This is a genomic window from Streptomyces sp. NBC_01166 (assembly GCF_045039765.1).
In the GTDB taxonomy this organism is placed as follows: Bacteria; Actinomycetota; Actinomycetes; order Streptomycetales; family Streptomycetaceae; genus Streptomyces.
In genome coordinates, this window is sequence record NZ_CP108613.1 from 5,719,627 (window position 1) to 5,737,032 (window position 17,406).

General features: G+C 72.7%; 14 protein-coding genes. 7 read left to right on the plus strand and 7 right to left on the minus strand.

From position 1 onward, the window contains the following. Window positions 1-160: 160 nt before the first annotated feature. Together scy and mce are read right to left on the minus strand one after the other, a co-directional pair. On the minus strand, window positions 161-3,955 hold the full coding sequence (gene scy, locus OG379_RS26515; RefSeq protein WP_405665522.1) for a polarized growth protein Scy: 3,795 nt from the start codon (window positions 3,953-3,955) through the stop codon (window positions 161-163). Window positions 3,956-4,199: 244 nt separating this feature from the next. Next, window positions 4,200-4,628 carry a methylmalonyl-CoA epimerase gene (gene mce, locus OG379_RS26520; protein WP_405665524.1) on the minus strand — a complete coding sequence of 143 codons (429 nt, stop codon included), beginning with the start codon at window positions 4,626-4,628 and terminating at the stop codon, window positions 4,200-4,202. A 135-nt stretch (window positions 4,629-4,763) separates the two neighbouring features. On the opposite strand from mce, the gene OG379_RS26525 reads away from it, so the two are divergent. The 5 genes from OG379_RS26525 to OG379_RS26545 all read left to right on the plus strand — a co-directional run bounded on the left by OG379_RS26525 (window position 4,764) and on the right by OG379_RS26545 (window position 11,679). Beyond that, window positions 4,764-5,966: an acetyl-CoA C-acetyltransferase gene (locus tag OG379_RS26525; protein ID WP_401619101.1), complete on the plus strand. Its 1,203-nt coding sequence runs from the start codon at window positions 4,764-4,766 to the stop codon at window positions 5,964-5,966. 27 nt (window positions 5,967-5,993) lie between these two features. Continuing rightward, entirely contained in the window at window positions 5,994-6,956 is a 963-nt protein-coding gene (meaB, locus tag OG379_RS26530; protein ID WP_362936533.1) for a methylmalonyl Co-A mutase-associated GTPase MeaB, read from the plus strand. Between the two features lie 140 nt (window positions 6,957-7,096). Continuing rightward, a complete protein-coding gene (locus OG379_RS26535) occupies window positions 7,097-8,611 on the plus strand; it encodes a protein kinase domain-containing protein (RefSeq protein ID WP_405665526.1) in 1,515 nt (504 codons plus the stop codon). Window positions 8,612-8,617: 6 nt separating this feature from the next. Continuing rightward, a complete protein-coding gene (locus OG379_RS26540; RefSeq protein WP_405665527.1) occupies window positions 8,618-9,442 on the plus strand; it encodes a hypothetical protein in 825 nt (274 codons plus the stop codon). Continuing rightward, the gene (locus OG379_RS26545; RefSeq protein WP_405665528.1) at window positions 9,439-11,679 is read left to right on the plus strand and encodes a protein kinase domain-containing protein; all 2,241 of its coding nucleotides are present in this window, start codon (window positions 9,439-9,441) and stop codon (window positions 11,677-11,679) included. Before OG379_RS26540 ends, OG379_RS26545 begins: the two co-directional genes overlap by 4 nt. 36 nt (window positions 11,680-11,715) lie before the next feature. On the opposite strand, the gene OG379_RS26550 is transcribed toward OG379_RS26545, so the two are convergent. Beyond that, window positions 11,716-12,360 (minus strand): PepSY domain-containing protein, encoded by a 645-nt coding sequence (locus OG379_RS26550; protein WP_405665529.1) that lies wholly within the window; start codon window positions 12,358-12,360, stop codon window positions 11,716-11,718. 124 nt (window positions 12,361-12,484) lie between these two features. On the opposite strand from OG379_RS26550, the gene OG379_RS26555 reads away from it, so the two are divergent. Then, complete coding sequence (locus tag OG379_RS26555) at window positions 12,485-13,144, plus strand: response regulator transcription factor (protein WP_405665530.1); 660 nt, start codon at window positions 12,485-12,487, stop codon at window positions 13,142-13,144. Further along, window positions 13,141-14,595: an ATP-binding protein gene (locus OG379_RS26560; RefSeq protein WP_405665531.1), complete on the plus strand. Its 1,455-nt coding sequence runs from the start codon at window positions 13,141-13,143 to the stop codon at window positions 14,593-14,595. The genes OG379_RS26555 and OG379_RS26560 overlap by 4 nt, the downstream gene beginning before the upstream one ends. Before the next feature lie 12 nt (window positions 14,596-14,607). Here OG379_RS26560 and OG379_RS26565 read toward each other — a convergent pair whose 3' ends face one another. The 4 genes from OG379_RS26565 to OG379_RS26580 form a co-directional block, all read right to left on the minus strand. Further along, complete coding sequence (locus OG379_RS26565) at window positions 14,608-15,084, minus strand: MarR family winged helix-turn-helix transcriptional regulator (RefSeq protein WP_104789183.1); 477 nt, start codon at window positions 15,082-15,084, stop codon at window positions 14,608-14,610. 95 nt (window positions 15,085-15,179) lie between these two features. Continuing rightward, window positions 15,180-15,944: an AIM24 family protein gene (locus OG379_RS26570; RefSeq protein ID WP_405665532.1), complete on the minus strand. Its 765-nt coding sequence runs from the start codon at window positions 15,942-15,944 to the stop codon at window positions 15,180-15,182. Continuing rightward, window positions 15,941-16,591: an AIM24 family protein gene (locus tag OG379_RS26575; protein WP_393760942.1), complete on the minus strand. Its 651-nt coding sequence runs from the start codon at window positions 16,589-16,591 to the stop codon at window positions 15,941-15,943. The genes OG379_RS26570 and OG379_RS26575 overlap by 4 nt, the downstream gene beginning before the upstream one ends. Continuing rightward, entirely contained in the window at window positions 16,591-17,223 is a 633-nt protein-coding gene (locus OG379_RS26580) for an AIM24 family protein (RefSeq protein WP_393761206.1), read from the minus strand. The genes OG379_RS26575 and OG379_RS26580 overlap by 1 nt, the downstream gene beginning before the upstream one ends. Window positions 17,224-17,406 lie beyond the last annotated feature (183 nt).

The following is a 17,406-nucleotide window of genomic DNA, read 5'->3' on the forward strand; positions in this document are numbered from 1 at the left end:
TGAGACCGGTGAGGTGTTAGAGGGAATCCTAGGGGCCAGAACGGCGTGTCAACGTGAAGATGCCGCTTTGGTATGGAGAATGACACCCCTTTTGAGTGGCTGACCCCCGGAGGGCTTGCGACCCGAAGGTTTGAATGTTCATGGCGAAGTACGTCGACGGCTACCCGTCCGACGACTTGCCTCCCGACCGGTTGCCCGCCGCCGCACCGGCCTTGACGCCCCCGGAACCGCCACCCGATGCCTTACCCGTCCCGCCCGGGGCCTCGAAAGACTCCAACGCCTCGAGGACGTCCTGGACACGGGAGATCTCCGTATTGATGTCCTCGCGCCTGCGGACCAGCAGGTCCAGCTCCCGGCGGCCCTCGTCGACCATCTGCTCCGCCTCGGCCTGGGCGTCGGCGCGCAGTTTCTCGGCCACCCGGGTCAGCTCCGCCTTCTTCGTCTCGGCTTCCTTGAGGAGCGACTCGGCGCGCTTCACGGCGGCGATACGGACCTTGCTCGCCTCCGAATTCGCGTCCGCCAGCAGCTCCTTGGCCTGGGCCTCGGCCTCGGCGCGCTGTTCCGTCGCGGCCTTCATCAGCTTGTCGACGCGCTCGCCCGCGGTCTTCATCTGCTCCGAGGTCTCACGCCGGGCGCGCTCGTGCAGCTCCTCGATCTCGCTCTCGATCCGGGCCCTGAGCTCCTCCGCCCGCTCCCGGGTGGCGGTGGCGTCCCGGCGGGCGCCGACGAGCAGCTCGTCCGCGTCCGTACGGGCCCTCTCCACCAGGGTATTGCCCTCGACCGTCGCCTCCGAGGTGATCCGAACCGCCTCGTTGCGCGCGGCGCCGACCATACTGTCGGCCTGCTGCTCGGCCTCGGTGGCGGCGCGCAGCGCCTCCTCCTGGGCCTTCGCCACGAGCTGGTCGGCCTGTTCGGCGGCGTCGGCACGGCGCTTCGCCGCGGCCTCGCGCGCCTCGTCGAGCAGCCGGTCCGCCTCCTGACGGGCCTCCGCGCGCAGCTGCTCCGCCGCGGACTCGGCGTCGGCGCGCAGCCGCTCCGACTCCTCGCGGGTGCGGGCCGCGTGCTCCTGGGCCGAACCGACGGTCTGCGCCGCCTCCGCGCGCAGCCGCTCCGCCTCGTCGGTCGCCTCTCCGACGAAGCGCTCCGACTGCTCGGCCGCCTCGACGCGGATCCGCTCGCTCTCGGTCGTCGCCTCGGCCATGAGCCGGTCGGCCTGCGCCGCCGCCTCGGACCGGATCCGGTTGGCGTCCTCACGGGCCTCGGCGCGGGCACGCGAGGCGTCCTGCTCCGCCGACGCCAGGGCGTCGGACGCCTCCGTACGCATCCGCTGGCTGTACTCCGAGGTGTCCGAGCGCAGCTTCTCCGACTCGGCGATGGCCTCCGAGACGGTCCGCTCGGCCAGTGCCTTGGCGGCGTCCGCCTCCTCGTGCGCGACCCGGCGGACGCGGTTGGCGTCCTCGGTGGCCCGCTCGCGCTCGGCGTAGGCGTCGGACCTGACCCGGTCCGCCTCCTCCTGCGCCTCGGTCCTCGTCCGCTCCGCCGAGTGCTCGGCGGCGGAACGCAGCCCGGCGATCTCCTCCTCGGCCTGCTCCTGCAGCCCGGCGACGGAGTCCCGCACCTGCTGGGCGGTCTGCTCGGCGGCCGAGACCAGCTCGGAGGCCCTGCTCTCCGCCTCCTCGACCAGCCGGTGGGCCTCGGCCTGGGCCTCCTCGACCCGCTTGCGGGCGGAGGCGAGTAGCTCCTCGCTCTGCGTGCGGGCGCGCTCGCGCTCCTGCTCCGCCTCGGCACGTGCCGAATCGAGTGCCTCCTCGGCGGCCCGGCGGCGGCGGTTGGCCTCCTCCTGGGCGGCGGCCAAGGCCTCGGCCGCCTCCGCGCCGACCCGCTCGGCGGCGGCTGCCGCCTCGGAGCGGACCCGGTCGGCGCTCTCCTGGGCCTCCGTCTTCAGCCGCTCCGCCTCGGCCGCGGCCTCGCTGCGCAGCCGTACGGCCACGGACTCGCCCTCGGCGCGGGACTGCGCGGCGTCGGCGGCGGCCTCGGTACGCAGGCTCTCGGCCTCCGTCGTGGCCTGCTCCTGGAGCGCACGGATCCGCTCCGCGGCCTCCGCGCGCAGCCGCTCGGACTCCTCGCTCGTCTCGCGGCGGATCCGCTCCGCCTCCGTACGCGCCTCTCCGAGCGCCTCCTCCGCGGCGGAGACCCGGGACTCGGCCTCGCTGTGCAGCCTGGCCAGCTCCTCGGCCGCCTCGGTCCTGCGTGCCTCGACCCCGCGCTCGGTCTCCTCGCGCAGCGCCTCGGCGGCCTCTTCCGCCGCGGTGGTCAGCGCGGTGGCCTGCTCCTCGGCCTCGGCGCGCACCTTCTCCGCCTCGGCGCGGCTGCGTTCCAGCGCTTCCTCGGCCTGCTTGCGCAGGGTGGTGGCGCGCTCGGCCGCCTCGGCCCTGACGCGCTCGCTCTCGGTGCCGGCGGAGGTCCGCAGCTCCTCGGCGTCGGCCTTGGCCTTGGTGAGCAGCTCCTCGGCGGTGCGGGCACCCTCCTCGAGCTGCTGGACGGCCTCGCGGCGGGCCTCGCCGCGGATCCGCTCGCCCTCGGCGACGGCCTCGGAGCGCAGCTGCTCGGCCTCGCCGCGGAGCCGGCGGGCCTCCTCCTGCAGCTCGACGGTCTTGGCCCGGTACTCCTTGGTGTCGTCCTTGGCCGCGCCCTTGAGCTGGTCGGCCTGCTCGGCGGCCTCGCCGCGGAGCCGGTCCGCCTCGGCCTCGGCCTCACGGCGGATCCGGTCGGCCTCCTCACCGGCGGCCCTGGTGGTCGACCTGGCGTCGTCGGACGCCTTGGTCAGGACCTCCTCGGCGCTCCGGGCGGCCTTCGCGAGCTGGGCCGCGGCGTCCTCGGCGGCGAGGGTGCGGGCCTTCTCGGCCGCCTCCGCGACCACCCGCTCGGCCTCCGCACGGGCGTCGACGAGCGCCTGCTCGGCCTCTTCCTTGAGCGACTCGGCCTGCTTCGTGGCCTCGCCGACCAGGCGGGCGATCTCCGACTTGGCCGTACGGGTGCGCTGCTCGTTCTGCGACTCGGCCCCGGCCAGCCGCTTGACCGCGGCCTCCTTCGCCTCGGCGAGGACCTTCTCCGCCTCCAGCCGGGCCTCGCGCAGCCGGGTCTCGGCCTCCTGCATGCGCTGTTCGGCGGCGCGGTTCAGCTCCGCGGTCTGCTGCCGGGTCTGCTCGGTCTCGGAGGTGGCCGTCGAGCGCAGCTGCTCGGCGTGACTGGTCGCCTCCTGGGCCTGGGTGGAGGCGGCGTCGAGCAGCCGCTCGGCGTCCCTGCGGGCCCGGAGCAGTGTGGCCTCGGCCTCGGCACGGGCCGACTCCGCCTCGGAGTTGACGCGCCGGCGGGTCTCGTCCGCGAGCCGGGCGGCCTCGGCGCGGGCAGCGGCCAGCGACTGCTCGGCCTCCGTACGCGACTCGTCCAGGAGACGGCGGGCCTGGGACTCGGTCCTGGCCCGCAGCTGCTCGGCCCAGGCGACGTTCTCGTTGACGTGGGACTCGACGGTCTGCCGGCGCTCCGCCAGCTCCTGGTCGAGCCGCTGGCGCCGCTGCACGGCCTCGGCGTGCAACTCGGCCTGCAGCCGGGCCTGGTGCTCCGCGTGCTCCTGCAGGATCCGCTGCGTCTGCGCCCTGGCCTCGCGCAGCTCGCGTTCGGCGTCGGTCCGCAGCTGGTCGGCCTGGATCTGGGCATTACGCAGCATCTGTTCGGCCTGGTAGCCGATGTCCGCGCTGTCGTGTGCGGGACGGGTCGCGAGATTGCGCCGCGCCTCGTGCAGCTTGGCGCGCAAGACCTCGACCTGGTAGCCGAGGTCCTCGGCGTGCTGGACGGCCTTCTCCCGGTCGGTCTTCAGCCGGTCCATCTCGGCTTCGAACCTCGAGAGATGGTCGTCGTCAGCTCGGTGGCTCTGCTGGCCTTCGTAGCCCCGCACTGCGCGGTCCCATCCTTCCCCGAGCTCTCAACTTCTTCCCCAAGCTCTCAACTTCGTTCGAGCGGGGAATGCCCCACTGAGCAGGGGAGGCCCCAACCCTGGTCGCAATTCTCCATGCGAGAACCGCTCGCCGGCGAGCGGTCCCCCCGGGGAATGGTGACAGATCAACGGCGAGGACGCGGCACGGCCCCGACCCGGCTCCGGCCCGGAACCGCCCACTCTACCGGGCCGGGTATCGGTCGGGTCAGTGCTCGGCCGCCGAGGTGACCAGTTCGGTCAGCACGCCGTGGCAGTCCTTGGGGTGCAGGAAGGTGATCCGGGAGCCCATCGACCCGGTCCTGGGCTCGTCGTACAGCACCCGCACGCCCTTCCCGCCGATGTCCGCGGCGTCCGCGTCGACGTCGGCGGTCCCGAACGCGATGTGGTGCACGCCCTCACCGTTCTTTTCCAGCCACTTGCCGACGGCGGAGTCCTGCCGGGTCGGCTCCAGGAGCTGGAGGTACGAAGCGCCTCCGTCCGAAGTGTCGTTGATCTTCAGCATGGCCTCCCGCACACCCTGCTCCTCGTTGATCTCGGAGTGGTACACCTCGAAGCCGTAGGTCGCGCGGTAGAACTCGACTGTCCTGTCGAGGTCGAAACAGGCGATTCCGATGTGGTCGATTCGCGTCAGCATGGAACCAGTGCAGCGCCCCGGGGATGGTTACGCAACGTGCGCGCGATCACACCCACTGCCGGATGACGGGCGCCGTACCGCTCAGTACATTCAGGTAAACCCTCGTTCACAACCGATCCCAAGGGGCTGCGCCTCATGTCAGGAACGACCGGAACCACCTCAGTGATCGTCGCGGGCGCGCGGACGCCCATGGGCCGTCTCCTCGGCTCGCTGAAGAGCTTCTCCGGGGCCGACCTCGGAGGCTTCGCCATCAAGGCGGCGCTGGACCGGGCCGGCATCGGCGGGGACCAGGTCGAGTACGTGATCATGGGCCAGGTGCTCCAGGCCGGGGCAGGGCAGATCCCGGCACGCCAGGCGGCCGTCAAGGCCGGCATCCCGCTGAACGTCCCCGCGCTCACCGTCAACAAGGTGTGTCTCTCGGGGCTCGACGCGATCGCCCTCGCGGACCAGCTGATCCGCGCCGGCGAGTTCGACGTCGTGGTGGCCGGCGGCCAGGAGTCCATGACCAACGCCCCGCACCTGCTGCCGAAGTCCCGCGAGGGATACAAGTACGGCGCGGTCGAGATGCTCGACTCGATGGCGTACGACGGTCTGACCGACGCCTACGAGAACATCCCGATGGGCGAGTCCACCGAGAAGCACAACACCCGACTGGGCCTCGCCCGCGCGGACCAGGACGAGATCGGGGCGCTGTCCCACCAGCGCGCCGCCGCCGCCCAGAAGAACGGCATCTTCGAGGCCGAGATCACCCCGGTCGAGATCCCGCAGCGCAAGGGAGACCCGGTCCTCTTCGCCAAGGACGAGGGCATCCGCCCCGAGACGACCGCGGAGTCCCTGGGGAAGCTGCGGCCTGCCTTCACCAAGGACGGCACGATCACGGCGGGCACCTCCTCGCAGATCTCGGACGGCGCCGCCGCCGTCGTCGTCATGAGCAAGGCCAAGGCCGAGGCCCTGGGCCTGGACTGGATCGCCGAGATCGGAGCCCACGGCAATGTGGCGGGTCCGGACAACTCGCTCCAGTCGCAGCCGTCCAACGCCATCCGGCACGCCCTGAAGAAGGAGGGCATCGGCGTCGAGGACCTCGACCTCATCGAGATCAACGAGGCCTTCGCTGCCGTCGCGGTCCAGTCGATGAAGGACCTCGGCGTCACCTCCGACAAGGTCAACGTCAACGGTGGCGCGATCGCCCTCGGCCACCCCATCGGCATGTCCGGCGCCCGTGTGGTGCTGCACCTGGCGCTGGAGCTGAAGCGCCGCGGCGGCGGCACCGGGGCGGCGGCGCTGTGCGGCGGCGGCGGTCAGGGCGACGCGTTGATCATCCGCGTACCGGGCAAGTAGTCCGTACGAGCGAGCGAGGAGGCGAGTGTGAAGGTGGACGTCCCCACCCTGGTCGAGCAGGCACGTGAGGGCAGGCCGCGTGCGGTGGCCCGGCTCATCTCCCTGGTGGAGGGTGCCTCGCCGCAGCTGCGTGAGGTGATGGCCGCCCTGGCACCGCTGGCCGGCCACGCCTACGTCGTCGGCCTGACCGGATCGCCGGGTGTCGGCAAGTCCACCTCGACCTCGGCGCTGGTCTCCGCCTACCGGAAGGCCGGTAAACGGGTCGGCGTCCTGGCCGTCGACCCCTCGTCGCCGTTCTCCGGGGGCGCGCTCCTCGGTGACCGGGTCCGGATGTCGGAGCACGCCTCCGACCCCGGCGTCTACATCCGCTCGATGGCCACCCGGGGGCACCTGGGCGGCCTCGCCTGGTCGGCGCCCCAGGCGATCCGGGTGCTGGACGCGGCCGGCTGCGACGTGATCCTCGTGGAGACGGTGGGGGTGGGCCAGTCGGAGGTGGAGATCGCCTCCCAGGCCGACACCTCCGTCGTCCTCCTCGCCCCGGGCATGGGCGACGGCATCCAGGCGGCGAAGGCCGGGATCCTGGAGATCGGCGACGTGTACGTGGTCAACAAGGCCGACCGGGACGGCGCGGACGCCACCGCCCGCGAGCTCAACCACATGCTGGGCCTGGGCGAGTCCCGGGGGCCCGGCGACTGGCGGCCGCCGATCGTGAAGACGGTCGCCGCCCGGGGCGAAGGGCTCGACGAGGTGGTCGAGGCGCTCGAGAAGCACCGGGCGTGGATGGAGGAGCACGGCGTCCTGGCCGAGCGGCGCACCGCGCGTGCGGCCCGTGAGGTCGAGACGATCGCGGTCACCGCGCTCCGCGAGCGGATCGCCGATCTGCACGGCGACCGCCGGCTGGACGCCCTCGCGGAACGGATCGTGGCCGGAGGCCTCGACCCGTACGCGGCGGCGGACGAGTTGGTCGCGGGGCTCACCGGCGGGAACTGACGGCTCCCGGGCGGCGTGCGGGCCGCCCGGGAGCCGGGCCCGCCGATCCGAAGGGCAGCGCCCACCTGACAGGGCGTGAAAAGATGCCGCGCACGGGGCGCGTGCGGTGCGCGTTCCGGTCATGCACCTCGGGGGGACGCATGCTGGGGCCGCTGCGCGAGGACTCACCGAGACGCATAGGGCCGTACGCCGTGCTGGCGAGGCTCGGCGCGGGCGGCATGGGAGAGGTCTTCCTCGGGCTGCGCGAGGGCTCCAGCGACGACGTCGCTCCGGTCGCCGTCAAGACGGTCCGGCGCGACGTGGCCCAGGACCCCGGATTCAGGCAGCGCTTCCGCCGCGAGATCGAGGTCGCCAGGTCGGTGACCGGCCCCGCCCTGGCCCCCGTGCTGGACGGTGACGCCGACGCGGACGTGCCCTGGCTGGCCACGGGCTACGTCGCGGGCCCGACCCTGTCGGCCGCGGTGCGCCGGTCGGGTGCGCTGGACGAGGAAGAGGTCCGGATGCTCGGGGCGGAGCTCGCCCGGGCCCTGGACACCGTCCACGGGGCCGGCGTCGTGCACCGGGACGTGAAGCCCGGCAACGTCCTGCTCGCCGCCGACGGGCCGCGCCTGATCGACTTCGGGATCGCCCGCGGCGCGGACGCCACCCCGCTCACGACCACCAGCCGCATGATCGGCAGCCCCGCCTTCATGTCCCCGGAGCACGTCGCGGGCAGCGGACGCGTGGTCCCCGCCTCCGACGTCTTCTGCCTCGCGTCCGTCCTCTGCTTCGCGGCGACGGGCCGCGACCCGTTCGGCGACGGTCCGGTGGCCGCGGTGCTGTACCGGGTCAAGTACGTCGAGGCGGACCTCGACGGAGTGCCCGTGGCCCTGCGCGCGGTGCTCCGGGACTGCTTGGTGGCCGACCCCTCCGCCCGCCCCGCTCCCGCGGAACTCGCCGCCCGGCTGGCCCCGGAAGGCTCGGTGGGGTGGCCCGGCCCGGTGGCGGCCCACATCGCCGAGTACGAGCGCGAGCTGGCCTCCGTCCGGGCACCGGGCGGCACGCTGCTGCCGGGCTACACCCCGACGGAGGCCGTAGGCAGCCGGACGCCCGCCGACCCGTTGCCGGACCGGGAACGTGGTACGACGCCGGTGGACCAACTGCCCACCCAGGGCCCCGGCCTGCCGTCCGGCACGACCCCGGCCCGTCCCGCACGCCGCCGTCGCCGCCTCGGTGGGGTCCTGGCCGCGGTCCTCCTGGCGGGGGCGGCCACGGGAGGTCTGCTCGCCCTGCGGGACGGCGGCGGTGGCGGTGAGGCCGAGGGCGGCAGCAGCCCCACGCCCTCCGGTCCCGTCGGCTGGAGGGCGTGGCACGCAACCTTCTCCGGCACCCCGCTCGGCTGCGCGGCCGGCCAGGACGCGGTGGTCTGCCGTATCGCGGACGGATCGTACGAGGCGCTCTCCGCGTCCGACGGCAAGAGCCTCTGGACGTACGCGGCCGTCGAGGAGCAGGGGGCCGGGGGCGCCCGGATCAGCCCCACCGGGCAGTTCTTCATGCCGGGAGGCTCCACCCGCCCCGTGGTGGACGCGGGCTCGGCGTACTTCGCCACCGGTAACCGCCTGCTCGCGGTCGACGCGAAGACCGGCACGTCCCGCTGGGAGGCCCGGGCCGGCTGAGCCCACATGGCGTGGAGCTCACCGCGGGTGGCGGACGGGATGGTCTTCGCGGACATCGGCGACCTGCCCGACGGATCCGAGATCGCCGCCTTCGACGTGCGGGACGGCACGGAGAAGTGGCGGAAGCCGCTCGTCGGGCAGGACCTGGCCCAGGCCGAGCGCGGCGATTTCTGGCCGCTGGGCGCCCAGGACGGGGTGCTGTACGTCAGCAACGAGAAGGGCCTGCAGGCGTTCGGCACGAAGGACGGTGCGAAGCGGGACACCGGCTGCCCCGAGGAGACGCCGCCCGACTTCGTCGTCCACTGCCCGGAGACCCAGGACGGCACCGGCCAGGAAGAGCCGCCCGCCGGAGTGGGCGCGTACGCGTCCGTGGTGGCGGAGACCGACCAGGTGACGGTCTACCGGACGGGCGCGTCGGCGCCGGCGGGCGAGGACGCGGCAGCGGACACCGAGGAACCGGAGATCGTCCTGGTCGGGCGGGCCGACGGCAAGGTCCTGGGCCGCTACGGCCTGGGCGAGGACGCGGAGGCCCGCGAGGAGAACCCGGCCTCCGCCCCGGCACTCGTCGACGGCACGCTCGTCTGGGCGGACACCGACGCGCTCCACAGCGTCGCGCTCGGTGACGGGGGTGGCCCGGGGCCCCTGAGGCGGACCCCCATCGAGGACGTACCGGTCCCCGAGATCGAAGACCCGTACGACCCCGACTACGGCATCGCGCTGGGCAAGGAGAACACGCCCCCGGAGATCTTCCCGGTGGGCAGGGTCGTGCACATCGTCTACCGCCACGGCTTCGCCGTCTCCGTCGCGATACCCGGCCCGGACGCGTCATGATCGGACCCCTGCCTCCCGGGAGCCGCACCCGCATCGGTCCCTACCGGCTCCTCGGACTGCTCGGCGCGGGCGGCATGGGCGAGGTGTACCTCGCGCGCGAGGACAGCGCCACGCCGGTCCCCGGCGCACCGCTCGCCGGGCTCGTGGCGCTCAAGACCGTGCTCCCGGGACTCGACCTCGACGACGGATTCCGGATCCGCTTCCGCCGCGAGATCGCGGCGGCCGGTGCGGTACGCAGTCCCCACTCCGCAGCCCTCGTCGCGGGGGACGCCACCGGCCCGACACCCTGGCTCGCCACGGAGTACGTCCCGGGCCCGTCGCTCGCCGAGGCGGTCAGCCGCACCGGCCCGCTGCCCGAGGCCGTGGTGCGGGCCGCCGGTTCGCGCCTCGCCCTGGCACTCGCCGACATGCACGCCGTGCGGGTGTTGCACCGGGACCTCAAGCCGGGGAACGTCCTGCTGGGTGCCGACGGGCCCAAGGTGATCGACTTCGGGATCGCCCAGGCATTCGAGGCCACCCAGCTGACCCGGACCGGGGTGGTGGTCGGCAGCCCCGGCTACATCTCGCCCGAACACGTCAACGGCTCGCGTGCGCTGGTACCGGCCTCGGACGTGTTCTGCCTCGGAGCGGTCCTGGCCTTCAGCGCGTGCGGACGCGGCCCGTTCGACGACCCGGACATGGCCGCGGTCATCTTCCGGATCGCACACGGTGAGCCCGCACTCGACCGCGTACCGGCCGGGTTGCGTGCGGTGGTCGAACACTGCCTCTCCACCCGCCCCGAGGACCGGCCCACCCCGCACGAACTCGCCGAGATGCTCCTCCCGGGAGGTGTGCCCGGCCCCTTTCCGTGGCACGACGCGCTCCGGGAGCAGTTCGCCGCCCACACCGAACAGGCCTCGCGCTGCGCGGCGTCGGTGCGGGTGGCCCCGCCGAGGCCGTCCGCACCACCGCAGGAGCCACCCGCGCCACCCGCGCCCACCCGGCGGCGGGGGCCGCTGGTGGCGACGGCCGCGATCGCTGTGGTCTGCGCTGTTCTGGGGGCCGTGTACCTGCCCGGCCTGCTCGACGGCGACGGCGACGACGGCGGCGGTCCGGCCGCAGGGCGGCCCGGTGCGTCGGCCACGGCGTCCGTGCCGGCGTCCCCCTCCGGGCCCGCGGTCGTGCCCGGGGCGGACGCCGGCCGTACCGACGACTTCGGGTCCCGCGACGGGACGCTCGCCGCGCGGCCGGCCGGCTGGAAGCCCTGGAAGTCCGAGGAGGGCACGGGCGAGTACGGCTGTGTGCTGTCGGCCGACACCCTCGTCTGCTCCGGTGAGCAGGGCGTCACAGCTTTGGACGCCGCGACCGGCGCCGAGCGATGGAACGTCCCGGACGAGCGGGGGGCCGGCGCCGGTACGGACGGCCGGTCCATCGCCGCGGTGGAGGACGGCACGGTCTACGCCTTCGTGCGGGACGAGTTGGTCGGGCTGCGCCTCACCGACGGCAAGCGGGTGTGGCGGTGCCCCCTGCCGGACGGCCGGCTGGGGACGGGCGCCGTGTACGCGAACGGGGTCGTTCACTACGTCGCCCGGGTGAAGGGCGGATCGGCCGGCACCCTGGTGGCCCAGCAGATCACCGGCGAGAAGAAGGCCCAGAAGTGGGCGGTGGACTACGACGAGTTCGAGTTCACGCTCCTCGCCGGTGACGGCCGGCTGGTGGCCGTGGGCAGCGACGTCCGGGTCTTCGACGCCGGGACGGGTGAACGCCTGCCGGGTGACGGAGAGGAGAAGGCCGGGTGCGGTCATCCTGTGCTCAAGGACGGCGAGCTGATCTGTGTCGCCGGGGACAGCCTCACGGTGACGGACCTGTCCGACCCCGGCCGCCGTCGCGTCCTGGCCGAGGGCGTGGAGGGCGCGATGAAGCCGGCCGTGGCGAAGGACGGCACGGTGGTGGTCTCGACGCCCGGCCAGGTGCGGGCCATCCGGCTGAGCGACGGTGAGGAACGGTGGCACTACGTCGACACGCTGCTCGACGAAGCGGCCGGGGACGTCTCCATCGTGGGCTCCAGCGCATTCGTCCACGCGGACACCACGGTGGACTCCTACGAACTCGACGCCGACGGCGAGAATCCTCCCGGCCCGGGCAAGATCTTCTCGCCGCCCGTCCGCGGGGCCACGCCCGCCCTGATCGCCGTGGACGAGGCCCTGTTCCTCTCCTCACCCGACGACGGCACGGTCCTCTCCGGCTTCGCGCCCTGAGGCGGAGCCGGACAGGACCGTGACCCGGGGGACGGATCAGTCGTCGTCGCCGTCGTCACCGGCGTCGTCGTTGTCGTCATCGTCGTCCTGGTCCACGGTGACCTTGCCGCTCTTGGCATCGACGTGCAGCTCGTGCTGCTTGCCGTCCTTGCCCGCGACGTCGACGTCCCAGCGCAGCGCACCGCGCTTGCCGTCGTCATCGTCGTCATCGTCGTCCAGGTCCACCGACGTCACCGTGCCGGGCTGCGCGCCGAGCGCCGCCTTCACCGCGGCGTCCAGGGACACGGCCGCCGAGCGGGGCGCGTGCCGGTCGCGGTCGTCGTCGTCGTCCTCGCGGTCGGACAGCACCTTGCTGTTGCGGTCGTCCACGGTCACGTCGTGCCAGACCTTGTCGGAGCCGTACACGTCGAGCTCCCAGACCGTACGGCCGCTGTCGTCGTCATCGTCCAGCTCGGCCTCGGTGACCGTGCCGGGGACGGCCTTCAGCGCGGCGCCGGCGGCCTCGTCGACGGTGGTGCGTCCGGTCCGCTGCTCGCCGGTGCCGTCCGCCGCCCGGTCCGCCGTGACCGTCCGGTCGTCCTTGCCACTGCTGTCGGAGTCCGCGAACGCGGCGGTCGTGGCGAGCCCGCCACCGACCAGTACGGCCGCGGTGAGGGTGGCGATGGCGATCTTGCGCTTCATGGTGGGTTCCTCCCCGATGGGGTCTGCTGTGCTGTTCGACGGGAACCACACTGGCCCGGCGATGCTGAACGCAGCCTGAAGCCACCTGAAGGCCTCTTCAGGTTCGGTTTGCGAAGCTGTCCCCATGCGCCTGTTGATCGTGGAGGACGAGAAGCGTCTCGCGACGTCCCTCGCGAGGGGACTCACCGCCGAGGGCTTCGCCGTCGACGTCGTGCACGACGGCCTGGAGGGCCTGCACCTGGCGGGCCAGGGTGTCCACGACCTCGTGGTCCTCGACATCATGCTGCCCGGGATGAACGGCTACCGGATCTGCGCCGCCCTGCGTGCCGCGGGGCACGAGATGCCGATCCTGATGCTGACCGCGAAGGACGGGGAGTACGACGAGGCGGAGGGCCTCGACACCGGCGCCGACGACTATCTGACCAAGCCGTTCTCGTACGTCGTGCTCGTCGCGCGGGTCCGGGCGCTGCTGCGCCGCCGCGGTGGCTCCGCCTCGCCCGTGCTGACCGCCGGCACGCTGCGGATGGACACCGCCGCCCGCCGCGTCCACCGGGGCGAGGAGGAAGTCACCCTCACCGCCAAGGAGTTCGCCGTCCTGGAGCAGCTCGTGCTGCGGGCGGGCGAGGTGGTGAGCAAGGCGGACATCCTGGAGCACGTCTGGGACTTCGCCTACGACGGCGACCCGAACATCGTCGAGGTCTACATCAGCACCCTCCGCCGCAAGCTCGGCGCCGCGTCGATCCGCACCGTACGGGGCGCGGGCTACCGGCTGGAGGCGCTGTGAGGTCCGTACGGGCCAGGGCCGCCCTGGGCGCCACCCTCGTCGTCGCCGTCGCGCTGACCGTCGCGGGGCTGGCCGTGCTGCTGGTGCTGCGCGGCAACCTGACGGACCGGGCCGGCCTGGAGGCCGAGGTGACCGCGCGGGAGGTGGCGGGGGAGCTGGCGCTGGGCAGGGCGTACGCGGAGCTGGAGGCGGGCGACGAGGACAGCAACCCCGTCCAGGTGACCGACGAGGAGGGGCGCGTGGTGGCCGTCTCCAAGGACCTGGAGGCGATCTCGGGGACGGGCACGGCACAGGTCGTACCGGTCTCCCCGGCGCCGGTCCCCAGTCCCGGCGACGACGATGACGACGATGACGGCGACGGGACCGACCCGCCCCGCAGTGAGGTCTCCTCCGACCCTCCGGACTTCACGAACGGCACCGCCACGGTCGACGGGGAGACTGCGGACTACCGCTTCGCCTCCGTCGAGGTGACCACGGAGGAGGACGTCACCCTGACCGTCCACGCGGGCGCCCCGCTCGCGGCCGAGCAGGAGGCCGTGAACACCGTACGCAACTCCATGCTGACCGGGCTTCCGGTCATGCTGCTCGTCGTCGCCGGGGTGACCTGGCTGGTCACCCGGCGGGCCCTTCGCCCGGTGGAGGGCATCCGGCGGGAGCTGGCCGCGATCACCGCCTCCGAGGATCTCGGGCGCCGCGTACCCGAGCCGGACTCCCGGGACGAGATCGCGCGGCTGGCCCGTACGACCAACGAGACCCTCACCGTGCTGGAGGCCTCGGTCGACCGGCAGCGGCGCTTCGTCGCCGACGCCTCGCACGAGCTGCGCAGCCCGATCGCCTCGCTCCGCACCCAGCTGGAGGTGGGCGAGGCCCACCCGGAGCTGCTGGACGTGCCCGGCGCCGTCGCCGACACCGTACGGCTGCAGGTGCTGGCCGCCGACCTGCTGCTGCTCGCCCGGCTGGACGCGGGGGAGCGCCCGGGGCGCACGGCGGTCGACCTGGGCGCGCTGGTCCGCGAGGAGGTCTCCCAGCGTGCGGCGGACCGGATCGCGCCGGAGGTTTCCGTGGCGGACGCCGAGCAGCTCGAAGTCGGCGGTTCACGCGGCCAGTTGGCCCGGGTCGTCGGCAATCTGCTGGACAACGCCGAGCGCCACGCGGAGCGTTCGGTCGCCGTCTCGGTGCGGGCGGAACGGGGCGACGTGCTCGTCGAAGTCACGGACGACGGAGCGGGCGTGCCCGAGGCCGAACGGGACCGGATCTTCGAGCGTTTCGTACGCCTGGACGACGCCCGCAGCCGCGACGACGGCGGGGCCGGGCTCGGCCTGGCCATCGCCCGTGATGTGGCCTCCCGGCACGGAGGCACACTCACGGTGGGCGAAGGGGCGGGCGGCGGCGCGCGGTTCATCCTGCGGCTGCCGGGGCGGCCTGGGGCGGAAGCGGCCGGCGGCGGCTGAGGGCCGGTCGCGCTACGGCTTGCCGCGCCGTCCGCGCAGGTGCTCCGCGATCGGGGTCAGCGCCGCGTGCAGTGCGGAGAGCTCCTCGGGGGAGAGCAGGTCCATGAAGTGCCGCCGCACCGATTCGACATGGTGCGGCGCGACCTTCCGCATCGTCTCGCCGCCCAGGTCGGTGAGGACCGCGAACAGTCCGCGCCGGTCCGACTCGCAGTGTTCGCGCCGGACCAGGCCGGCGTTCTCCATGCGGGTGATCTGGTGCGAGAGCCTGCTCTTGGACTGCAGCGTGGCGGCGGCGAGATCGCTCATCCGCAGACGCTGGTCCTCCGACTCCGAGAGGTTGACCAGGATCTCGTAGTCGTTCATGGTCAGGCCGAACGGCTGGAGGTCCTTCTCCAGCTGATGCGTCAGCAGCCTGCTGACGTCCAGGTGGGTGCGCCAGGCGCACTGCTCCGCATCGGTCAGCCAGCGGGTGGCCGTCTCGGTCTCCATGTATGGATTCTACCTAAGATGTTGAAAGCCGGACGAAGTCTGGGAGTGTGACTCCTCGCACGCACTGACGGGCGTCACACTCCGCAGACTACCGTTCACAGCCCGAAGCGACGCTGGAGGTCCCCCAGCTGACCGGGCATGCGAGGTGTGGAGCCGTGTTGACCGCCGCCGCCCGGCACACCCGGCTCGTGCGGGACGACGCCGGTCGCCTGCTCCGGCATCAGGGCCTCGGACGACTGGAGCAGCACCGTGCCCGCCCCGACGAACTCGAACTGGTGCTCCTCGCCGGAGGTGCCGCCGATCCCGGTCAGCGAGCGCAGGCCGCCCATCAGGCCCGTCATGTAGCCGTGGTCGTAGTGGTGGCACGGCGAGGGGCAGTCCGCCCACCCCACCAGCGCCTGCGGATCCACCCGGAGCGGCGGCTCCATGAAGACCACCGGGCCGTTGGACGCGGCGACGAACTTCCCCGTCCCGATCAGGGTCAGGAAGCCCGGCACGATCGACTGCTTCAGCGCCAGCGTCGGCTGGTAGGCCAGCAGATTGCCGGACCGGATCGTCAGGTTGCCGTTCTCCAGGTCGAAGGAGTTCACGTCGAAGGCCCGGTCGGCGAGCAGCATCTTGCCGCTGCCCTCGGCCACCACCCAGTCGCTCGCGTGCAGCGGGGAGTGGAAGCTCGTGCGGATCAGCCGCTCGAAGCGGCCGTGCCCGATGCCGTTGAAGTCGATCTGCCCGTAGTAGGCGATCATCTTGCCCTTCTGCAGGAACCACTGGCTCCCCTTGAGCTCCACGCAGAAGGTGTACGCGTTGACGTTGTCGTCCGACGGCAGCGTCATCGGGTCGAAAATCACCGGCGTGCTCACAGCTTCTCCTCCGACGCCTGGACGTACACCGCTCCGTTGCCGCTGAGCTCCAGCTGGAACGCCTCACCGGAACCCCGTCCCACCATGTCGCGCCAGCCGAGCGCGGTGGACAGCTTGTTGGTCACGTCCCCGTGGTGGGCGACATAGGCCTGCGGGTCCACATGGACCGGCCTCCCCGGCGTGATCGGAAGCTCGATCACGCCGCCGTGCGCCATCACGGCGACCGCGCCGTGCCCCTTGAGCGTCGTCGTGAAGAGGCCCTGCCCGGTCACCTGGCCGCGCACCATGCCCATCACACCGCCCTGGGAGCCCATGAACATGGTGCCCTGCCGGAGCGTCCCGTCGAAGGCGAGCAGCCGGTCGGCCTCCACGTACAGGGTGTCGCCGGCGAGGTCGATCACCTGGATGTGGTGGCCGCCGTGGCCGAACATCACCGTGCCGTTGCCCTCGACGGTCATCAGCGGGGTCGCCTCGTTCGCCACCCGCCGGCCGATCATCGACCCCAGGCCGCCCTGACCGCCCTGGATGTCCGGGGTGAACGAGACGTCGCCCCGGTACGCGAGCATCGCGCCGCGCTGGCTGTACAGCGTCCGGCCGGGACCCACCACGGCCTCGACCATCTTCGAGTTGATCTCACGGAACGGCATCAGACCTCGCCTCCGACGGTGTTCCGCTCGCTGGGCTGCACGTAGACGAGGCCGTCGCCCTCGAAGCGGATCTGGAAGGACTCGCCGGAGCCCTCGCCCATGAGCGTCCGGAAGTTGACCCCGGACTGGAAGTGCTGCTGGAGCCTGCCCTGGTGGGCGATGTAGGCGCCGGGGTCGACGTTCAGCGGGTACTGGGGTGTCACCCGCAGCACCACGGCGGAGCCGTCCGACATGATCGCCGCCTGGCCGGTGCCCTCGACGGTCGTGGTGAACAGGCCGTTGCCGCTCGCCCCGCCCCGGAGCCCCGTGAAGGTGGTGCCGGTGCGCAGCCCGGCGTCGGTGGCCAGCAGATTGCTCGCCTCGACGTACAGCGTCTCGCCGTGCAGCGAGACGAGGTTGATCTCGCTCGCCCGGTCGGCGAAATAGCAGGTGCCCTGCCCCCTCACCTCCATCATGACCATCTGCTCGCCGGTCAGCCGGCGGGTCACCATGCCGCGGAGGCCCTCACCGCCGCCCGACATCTTCTTGAACGCCATCTGGCCGTCGTACGCGACCATCGAGCCGTTCTTCGCCTTGACGGCATCGCCTGTCAGGTCGACGGCGAGCGTCTTGCTGCCTTGGAGTCGGAACATCGCCACAGTGCGACGTTAGCCGCAGGAGAGCCCGGCCGGACAGGGCCCGGCGGCCGATCCCGACCCCGATACGACCCTGATATGCGCGGATACGTGCCACGGGGCCCGGACGCGGACCCCCTGCCTGGAGGGGCCGGGAACGATGCCACAATGGATGTGCTTGTGCCTGCTTTCACAAGCTGA

Bases quoted from the DNA above. Each gene is read 5' to 3' on its own strand.
- mce (WP_405665524.1), bottom strand. From the start codon at position 4,628: ATGCTGACGCGAATCGACCACATCGGAATCGCCTGTTTCGACCTCGAC.
- OG379_RS26525 (WP_401619101.1), top strand. From the start codon at position 4,764: ATGTCAGGAACGACCGGAACCACCTCAGTGATCGTCGCGGGCGCGCGG.
- OG379_RS26535 (WP_405665526.1), top strand. From the start codon at position 7,097: ATGCTGGGGCCGCTGCGCGAGGACTCACCGAGACGCATAGGGCCGTAC.
- OG379_RS26540 (WP_405665527.1), top strand. From the start codon at position 8,618: ATGGCGTGGAGCTCACCGCGGGTGGCGGACGGGATGGTCTTCGCGGAC.
- OG379_RS26545 (WP_405665528.1), top strand. From the start codon at position 9,439: ATGATCGGACCCCTGCCTCCCGGGAGCCGCACCCGCATCGGTCCCTAC.
- OG379_RS26550 (WP_405665529.1), bottom strand. From the start codon at position 12,360: ATGAAGCGCAAGATCGCCATCGCCACCCTCACCGCGGCCGTACTGGTC.
- OG379_RS26555 (WP_405665530.1), top strand. From the start codon at position 12,485: ATGCGCCTGTTGATCGTGGAGGACGAGAAGCGTCTCGCGACGTCCCTC.
- OG379_RS26565 (WP_104789183.1), bottom strand. From the start codon at position 15,084: ATGGAGACCGAGACGGCCACCCGCTGGCTGACCGATGCGGAGCAGTGC.
- OG379_RS26575 (WP_393760942.1), bottom strand. From the start codon at position 16,591: ATGCCGTTCCGTGAGATCAACTCGAAGATGGTCGAGGCCGTGGTGGGT.
- OG379_RS26580 (WP_393761206.1), bottom strand. From the start codon at position 17,223: ATGTTCCGACTCCAAGGCAGCAAGACGCTCGCCGTCGACCTGACAGGC.